8 protein-coding genes are annotated in these 7301 nt (G+C 67.9%); 4 read left to right on the top strand and 4 right to left on the bottom strand.

Annotation, left to right across the window (positions count from 1 at the left end; genetic code table 11):
• Positions 1-369 precede the first annotated feature (369 nt).
• Together D7V77_RS38885 and D7V77_RS38880 are read left to right on the top strand one after the other, a co-directional pair.
• Positions 370-1779, top strand: coding sequence for a S8 family serine peptidase (locus D7V77_RS38885; protein ID WP_120581264.1), 1410 nt, complete (start codon positions 370-372; stop codon positions 1777-1779).
• Positions 1780-1836: 57 nt separating this feature from the next.
• On the top strand, positions 1837-2298 hold the full coding sequence (locus D7V77_RS38880) for a hypothetical protein (protein ID WP_120581263.1): 462 nt from the start codon (positions 1837-1839) through the stop codon (positions 2296-2298).
• Between the two features lie 277 nt (positions 2299-2575).
• Here the strand turns inward: D7V77_RS38880 and D7V77_RS38875 are convergent, their stop codons facing one another.
• Positions 2576-3178, bottom strand: a complete 603-nt coding sequence (locus D7V77_RS38875; protein ID WP_120581262.1) for a malonic semialdehyde reductase — start codon at positions 3176-3178, stop codon at positions 2576-2578.
• A 128-nt stretch (positions 3179-3306) separates the two neighbouring features.
• Between D7V77_RS38875 and D7V77_RS38870 the strand changes: the two genes are divergently transcribed.
• On the top strand, positions 3307-3666 hold the full coding sequence (locus D7V77_RS38870; protein ID WP_120581261.1) for a helix-turn-helix domain-containing protein: 360 nt from the start codon (positions 3307-3309) through the stop codon (positions 3664-3666).
• A 28-nt stretch (positions 3667-3694) separates the two neighbouring features.
• Here the strand turns inward: D7V77_RS38870 and D7V77_RS38865 are convergent, their stop codons facing one another.
• The 3 genes from D7V77_RS38865 to D7V77_RS38855 all read right to left on the bottom strand — a co-directional run bounded on the left by D7V77_RS38865 (position 3695) and on the right by D7V77_RS38855 (position 6285).
• Positions 3695-4441 (bottom strand): SDR family oxidoreductase, encoded by a 747-nt coding sequence (locus tag D7V77_RS38865; protein ID WP_120560256.1) that lies wholly within the window; start codon positions 4439-4441, stop codon positions 3695-3697.
• 153 nt (positions 4442-4594) lie between these two features.
• A complete protein-coding gene (locus D7V77_RS38860) occupies positions 4595-5812 on the bottom strand; it encodes a PLP-dependent aminotransferase family protein (RefSeq protein WP_120581265.1) in 1218 nt (405 codons plus the stop codon).
• A gap of 2 nt (positions 5813-5814) precedes the next feature.
• Positions 5815-6285, bottom strand: coding sequence for an Lrp/AsnC family transcriptional regulator (locus D7V77_RS38855; protein ID WP_120581260.1), 471 nt, complete (start codon positions 6283-6285; stop codon positions 5815-5817).
• Positions 6286-6631: 346 nt separating this feature from the next.
• Between D7V77_RS38855 and D7V77_RS38850 the strand changes: the two genes are divergently transcribed.
• On the top strand, positions 6632-7301 hold a 670-nt coding region (locus tag D7V77_RS38850), incomplete at its 3' end, for a TetR/AcrR family transcriptional regulator (protein ID WP_233597499.1).

The following is a 7301-nucleotide window of genomic DNA, read 5'->3' as shown; positions in this document are numbered from 1 at the left end:
CCCCTTCCCCACATCCGCTGGCGGACAGAGCCCGTGTGCGCCCCTGGCCACTGCCCTCGTCCCACGGAGGGAATCCGTTGTGTTTCCGGAGGTTCGGGGAAGCCGAGCGAGGACCGAGACACCAGACAAGGGGTGTCTATTACGGAAATCCCGTGATTTTTTGTCAGGGGGTCGCGGTCAAATCCCCCGGTTGGACCCCAGCGCATGGGGAGAGGGGAGGGCAGGTGATGCAACGGCTCCGGGCGACGCCCGCGAGCCCGACCCACCGGATCCGAAGGGGCTTGTCAGGGTCCCCAGGTGGGCGCGGTCGTACCGCAGGTGCTCTCCCTTTGGGCCCGGCGCGGATTGAGCGGTTCAAGGAGCACAGCCATGAAGTCGTTCCTGTTGGTACCCAAGGAGTCCATCGAGACGCAGGCCCGGCCCGGTGTGCGTGGCACGGCGCAGGGCGAGCGCGTCCTCAGCCGTAGCACCGCGCTCCGCTTCAGCGCGGCCCAGAAGGCACCGGATGCCCTCACCGCTCTCGGCCTGCGGTCGGCCACGCTGCCTGGCGTGAAGCCCGAAATCAGCGGCCAGGCGGCGCGCGGACGCAAGCGCGCCCGCGGCAAGAAGGCCAGCGACGTCGACGCCACGCCCATGCCGGGCGCGCCCGTGACGGAGCAGGCCGGCACGGAAGCCGGCAGCTACCGGTTCATGCCGCTCATCGGCGCCACCATGGCGCACTTCTACTCCCAGGACGCGGAAGTCGCGGCCCGCGGCGAGCTGGCGGCGGAGTTCGAGTTCATCCCGGACGTGGTGCCCCTGTCCTTCCCCGGTCCGGTGTCCGCCGGACAGACGGGGCCGCGCAACCGCGGCATGAGCTCGCTCGCGCAGCGCGAGTGGCCTGACGAGTCCGGCGTCCCCCTGGCCCACGCCCAGGGCATCCGGGGCGCCGGCGTGATGCTGGGCATCCTGGACACCGGCGTGGACGCGGACCACCCGGAGCACGCGAGCAAGACCATCCAGTTCCGCTACGTCTCGCTCTTCCCCAACTCGCCGCACAACCCCGCGCGCGACGTGCGCGGTTTCGACCCTGACGGCCACGGCACGCACGTGTGCGGCATCGCCGCGGGCGTGCACCACGGCGTCGCGCCGGAGGTGGACCTCTACGCCGCGTCCGTCATCGAATCGGAGACCATCCGCACCAGCCTGGGCCGCGTGGCCGCCGGCATGGAGTGGCTGCTGCACCAGTTCAGCCGTCCGGAGAACGCGTCGCGTCCCGCCGTCGTCAACCTGTCGCTGGGCTTCCCGCTGCAGCCGCCTCCGGGCATCTCCGAAGCGGACTACCTGCTCAACCAGCGCGCACTGCAGGCCATGTTGCGTCGGCTTCTGGACAGCAACATCCTGCCCATTGTCGCGGCGGGTAACAGTGGACCCGACACGGTTGGTTACCCAGCAGCCTTTCCCGAGGCCCTGGCTGTGGGGGCAGTCGACTTCGAGCGCAACGTGGCCACCTTCTCCGCCAGCGGCTCCGTGGGGCGTCGGGTCGTACCTGACGTCATGGGCTACGGGGTGAATGTGTATTCGTCTACTGAACGCCGCTGCAACAATCAGGCGTTCTATGAACGGATGAGCGGCACAAGCATGGCGGCGCCGTATGTCGCGGGAATCGCCGCGCTGTATCGTTGCCGTGCCCCTGACTTGACGGCATTGGAAGTGAGGGATTTGATTCTGGGCAATGCCATCAAGCTTCCTCGCTCGGCGAACCACCGGACGGGGAAGGGCCTGGCTGTTTTCAGGTGACGCGGTAGTTGCCGGGGCCGGTGCCACGTGAGCACCGGACCTGGGGAGGATGTGGCCATGAGCAGGAAGAATGGCGTGCCGGGCGGACCCCAAGACATTTCGGCCCGGATGTCCTCCGTCGCCTCCGTGCGTCCGCTGCCTGGCAGCGGAGGCACGGTGCGTGCGTTGCCGGGCGCGGGTGGCCTGGAGCGTGACGCACAGCCGGCCGGCGATATTGACGTCACGGTGATGCCCCGGGAATCGGCCGCGCCGAAGAGTCCTTCCGCGTCCTCACGGGCACCCATGCGTTCGCGCGCGGATATCTACAAGGAAGGCCAGGCGGAGAACGCCCGCTTCCGCGAGAGCTTCATGCGCTGGCTGGAGGCACACCAGTTGGTGGGCGCCGTGCGCGCCATGAGCGAGCCGGGCGGTTCCCTGCCCATGCTGCACTTGAGGTGCGCCCCGCGCGTGCTGGACCAGTTGCGCCGCGCGCCGGAGTTCGAGGCGGGCACGATGATGCCGCTCGAACAGCTGTACTAGGCCCGCCCCACCGCGCTTGCCTCCTGTCACCGGCCCCGCGTCCCGCCTTCCTTGTAACGGAAGACGGCCCTCCAGCGGTCTACGCCGCCTTGCGAAAGGCGAGCACCCGCGTTGGGGCGCCTGCGCTGTCGCACCGGGAAGAGGCTCGCTTGCCGCGTTCACCCCTGTGGAACTGACGGCGGGGCAGCTTCTTCCTGATTAACCTAGAAACTCAGGATTGTGGCCGCCTGATGCCATTGAACGGAAGGACCACTGCGCTGTCTGGGATTGGACGACGTCAGTCCAACCGGCAGGCGTCCTCGAAAGACAGACGCGGGTTGCGCGGGAAGAGCTTCGCCGGGTCGCCGTAGCCCAGGTTGATGAGGAAGTTCGACTTCCAGCCGGTGCCCTGGAGGAAGGCCTCGTCCACCTTGGCCTTGTCGAAGCCGCCCATGGGGCCGCAGTCGAGCCCCAGCGCGCGGGCCGCCAGGATGACGTAGCCGCCCTGCAGGGTGCCGTTCATGAAGGCCGACTGTTCTCGCGCCTCCTGGGGCATGGCCGCGAAGACGCTCTTCATGTCGCGCGCGGGGAACAGCTTGGGCATCTGCTCGTGGAACGCGGTGTCGTACGCCACGATGACCGTCACCGGCGCCTGCATGGTCTTGTCCACGTTGCCCGGGGACAGCGCGGGCTTGAGCCGCTCCTTGGCCTCGCGGCTCCTCACGAACACCAGGCGCACCGGCTGGCTGTTGACCGCGGTGGGCGCCATGCGCGCCAGCTCGTAGATGCGGCGCAGCGTCTCGTCCGTCACCGGCCGGTCCTGCCAGCCCGAGTGCGTGCGGGCCTCCGTGAAGAGCTGCTCCAGCGAGTCCGTGTCCAGGGCCGTGTTCGTCGTCGCCATGCGTGATGTCCTCCGTTGCGAGCACCCCATGGCTATCCGCGTCACTTTTATTTCGCAAGTAACTTCCAAAAAGTAAGTAAGTGCCGGCGGAAGGGGGCGGGCGCTATACTTGGAGTGGAGGTGGCACGATGCATGACGACTCAAGCCCGCTGTGTGCGCGGTTCCTGTCGGCGGCCGACCTGCTGGGGCGGCGCTGGACGGGCGTCATCCTGCGCATCCTGATGGACGGGCCGTGCCGCTTCGGGGAGCTGACGGCGCGCATCGGCACCATCAGCGAGCGCGTCCTGTCGGAGCGGCTCAAGGACCTGGAGGCCGAGGGCATCCTCGAGCGCCACGTGGACCCGGGCCCGCCCATCCGCTCCGAGTACCGCCTGACGGAGAAGGGTCAGGCGTTCTGGAAGGTCATCGACGAGCTGGGCAAGTGGGCGGAGCGCTGGGTGGACGTGAAGCCCACGCGTGCCGCGCCCCGGAAGCGCAAGAGCGCCTGAAGTCCGGGGCGCGGATACAGCGGACGGCCTAGAAGTTGTGACCGCCGTCCACGTCGATGGTGCGGCCGTTGAAGTAGTCGCACTCCACGATGAACTTCACGGCCACCCAGATGTCCTCCGGCTCGCCGATGCGGCCCACCGGGATGGCGGCCACCAGCGCGTCGCGGGCCTTCTGGTTCATGCCCTGAGTCATGGGCGTCTCAATCATGCCCGGGGCGATGGCGCCCACGCGGATGCCGAACGGCGCGAACTCGCGCGACCAGGTGACGGTGTTGGCGGCGAGCGCGGCCTTGGCGGACACGTAGTTGGACTGGCCGCGGTTGCCGTGCCGCGCGATGGACGACATGTTCACGATGACGCCGGGGCGCTGGTCCGTCTCCACCATCTTCGTGACGACCTCGCGCACCATCAGCGTGGCGCCGGTGAGGTTCACGCCGATGACGGCGTTCCAGTCCGCGGTGGACAGCTTCTTCACCTGGCCGGTGGTGCGGTCCTTCTTCACGAGCAGCGCGTCGCGCAGGATGCCCGCGTTGTTGATGAGTCCATTGAGGCCGCCCATGGCGCCGTGGGCCCACTGCACGAAGTCCGTGACGTCCTGCTCGTTGGACACGTCCAGCTTGCGGCGGTGGATGCCCGCCGGCAGCGCCGCGAGCTTCTCCTCGTTGACGTCGCCAACGGCCACCTGGCCGCCCGCCTCGTGGATGCGCTGAGCGAAGTGCGCGCCCATGCCCTGCGCGCCGCCGGTGACGATGATCTTCAGGTCCTTCAGCTGCATGTGCCTCTCCTGGGCGTCATGGAAAAAACGCGCGCAGGGTACGCACACCGCACGGGCGCTGGCCAGCGCCGCGGAGGCTGAAACCTGAATCAAGCTTCAACTTCTCATGAGGCCCGGACCCCCGACGCGGTGCGTTGGGGGCGCGGGGGACGGCTACAGCGCGTCGGAGATGACGGAGCCCAGCCGGCGCATGCCCTCGGCGATGAGGTCGGGCGGGCGGTTGGAGTAGTTCAGGCGCATGAACTGGGGCTTCTGGTCGTTGGCGAAGAAGGGCGCGCCGGGGACGAAGGCGACCTTCTGCTCCACGGCGCGGGGCAGCAGCGTGGCCGCGTCCAGGCCCTGGGGCAGCTCCACCCAGAGGAACATGCCGCCGTCCGGCCGGGTCCACTTCGTGCCCTTGGGCATGTGGGCCTCCAGCGCGGCCAGCATCGCGGTGGCGCGCTCGGAGTAGATGGGCATCAGCGCCTGGATGTGGCCCGCGTAGTCGAAGGTCTCCAGCAGCAGCGAGGTGGCGCGCTGGGCCAGCGTGGCCGTGTGCAGGTCGGTGGCCTGCTTGGCGATGGTCAGCGACTTGAGCAGCGGGCGCGGCCCCGTCACCCATCCCAGGCGCAGGCCGGGGGCCAGCGTCTTGGAGAAGGTGGACAGGGACAGCACCACGCCCTGGTCGTCCATCGACGCCAGCGACGGCAGGTGCACGCCCTTGAAGCGCAGTTCGCCGTACGGGTCGTCCTCCAGGATGATGAAGCGGTGCTCCTGCGCCAGCCGCACCAGGGCCTTGCGGCGCTCCAGGGACAGGGTGGTGCCCTTGGGGTTCTGGAAGTTGGGGATGACGTAGAGCAGCTTCGGCACGCGCTTCTTCAGCAGTGCCGACAGGTCGTCCGTGTCCATGCCGGCGTCGTCGCTGCGCACGGTGGCGAACTCCACCTCGTAGCCGCCAAAGGTCTGGAGCGCCGCCAGGTAGCTGGGGTCCTCCACCACGACCAGGTCACCTGGATCGAGCAGCACCTTGCCCACCAGGTCCAGGCCCTGCTGTGAGCCGCTGGTGATGAGCACCTGGTCCGCGTGGACGTGCTGGCCCTTGCGCGCCAGGTGCGAGGCAATCCACTCGCGCAGGGGGGCGAAGCCCTCCGTGGTGCTGTACTGGAGCGCGGGGCGCCCCTCCCGGGCGAAGGTCTCCTCGAACGCCTTGGCGATGGCGTCCACGGGGAAGAGCTCCGGGGCGGGCAGGCCGCCGGCGAAGGAGAGGATGTCGGGACGCTCGGCGATCTTGAGGATTTCGCGCACCGCGGACGTCTTCATCCGGGACATGCGTTTGGACAGCCGGTAGGCCGGAGGAGGGGGCAGGGGTGCACTCATAGCGTCCGCGCTCATGTTCATTCTCCGTTCAACAGCTCATCGGGGACACGCACGTGCGTGTCTTCCTTCAGGGTCGACAGGACGATGGTGGTGCTCGTGCGGGTCACACCTGGAATGGTGCGCAGCGTCTCCACGAGCAGCGAGTCCAGCGTCCGCGTATTCGCGGTCTTCACCTTCAGCACGTACGAGTCCTGCCCCGCGACCCGGTGGGCCTCCAGCACGTCCGGCAGCTCCGCCACCTTCCGCGCGAAGCCCTCGAAGTGCTTGGGGTGCTCGATGCTCACCCCGATGAAGGCGGTGATGTCCTTGCCCAGCTGCGTCGCGTCCACGCGCGCCGTGTAGCCGGTGATGATGCCCTTCTCCTCCAGCTTGCGGATGCGCTCCGCCACCGCCGGCTGGGACAGCTTCACCCCACGTGACAACTCCAGCTGCGTGGCCCGGCCATCGCGCTGAAGCATATCGACGATGCGATAATCCAGGGGGTCCATGGGGTGTAAAACCTTATTTTTATAAGCGGACCTGTCAGTCGACGGTGAAGTTATATGCATCCGCCATGAAGTGCAAGTCCGTTTGCATGCAAAATGGTTGATGCCGGCGAAAGGTCTCCTACCCGACCTCCCGAGTCTCCAGGCAGCCAGGCGGAAGGTGGTGGCGGACGGGCTCCGCGGCAGTCCTCCCTCGGGGAGGGGTGGGCGAGGTGGACACTTCCCCGCTCAAGGTCCGGGGATGGCACGCGAGGTGTTTGACGCCTCGCGTCCGTGTCTGTCTTTGACGCAAGGAGCCATCCATCCGCTTTTGACAGGGCGGTCGGCCGGGTGCTACCCGTCCTGAAAGATGAATCGCCCTTCAACTTCAGAACGAGTCCCCGTCACGCCGCGCGGTCAGCGGACGCGGCAGAAGTTGTTGAAGGCAGCGGAGGCGGTGTTCGGCGACAAGGGCTATGAGCGCGCGTCCATCGCGGACCTCACGCGCAAGGCCAGCGTCGCGCTGGGCACCTTCTACGTGTACTTCCCGGACAAGCAGTCCATCTTCGTGGAGGTGGTGGACGAGCTGGGCGCGCGCCTGCGCCGCCTCATCGCGGAGTCCACGGTCGCGTGCACCACGCGCCTGGAAGTGGAGCGCGAAGGCTTGCGCGCCTTCTTCCAGTTCGTGCGCCAGCACCCCAACCTCTACCGCGTGGTGCGGCAGGCGGAGTTCGTGGACGCGGACTGCTACCGCCGCTACTACGACCGCTTCGCCAAGGGCTACGTGCGCGGCCTCACGCTGGCCATGGAGGCCGGCGAGGTGCGCCGCATGGATCCAGAGGCGCTCGCCTACTGCCTGATGGGCATTGGCGACTTCCTGGGCATGCGCTGGGTGCTCTGGGAGGAGGACATGGGCCTGGAGCGCGTGCTCGACACGGCGATGACGCTCCTGACCCACGGCCTGCCCCCGGACGCGACCGCCGCCGCGCCCAATAAGTCCAATGAGAAGCCCACGTCCGATTACATGAAGGACATGAAGG

The sequence above is a fragment of the Corallococcus sp. CA041A genome, from assembly GCF_003612075.1.
Lineage (GTDB): Bacteria > Myxococcota > Myxococcia > Myxococcales > Myxococcaceae > Corallococcus > Corallococcus exiguus.
This window is presented reverse-complemented; position numbering and strand designations above follow the sequence as displayed.

Coding starts and splice junctions, on each gene's coding strand:
- D7V77_RS38885 (WP_120581264.1), top strand. CDS start 370: ATGAAGTCGTTCCTGTTGGTACCCAAGGAGTCCATCGAGACGCAGGCC.
- D7V77_RS38880 (WP_120581263.1), top strand. CDS start 1,837: ATGAGCAGGAAGAATGGCGTGCCGGGCGGACCCCAAGACATTTCGGCC.
- D7V77_RS38875 (WP_120581262.1), bottom strand. CDS start 3,178: ATGGCGACGACGAACACGGCCCTGGACACGGACTCGCTGGAGCAGCTC.
- D7V77_RS38870 (WP_120581261.1), top strand. CDS start 3,307: ATGCATGACGACTCAAGCCCGCTGTGTGCGCGGTTCCTGTCGGCGGCC.
- D7V77_RS38865 (WP_120560256.1), bottom strand. CDS start 4,441: ATGCAGCTGAAGGACCTGAAGATCATCGTCACCGGCGGCGCGCAGGGC.
- D7V77_RS38860 (WP_120581265.1), bottom strand. CDS start 5,812: ATGAGCGCGGACGCTATGAGTGCACCCCTGCCCCCTCCTCCGGCCTAC.
- D7V77_RS38855 (WP_120581260.1), bottom strand. CDS start 6,285: ATGGACCCCCTGGATTATCGCATCGTCGATATGCTTCAGCGCGATGGC.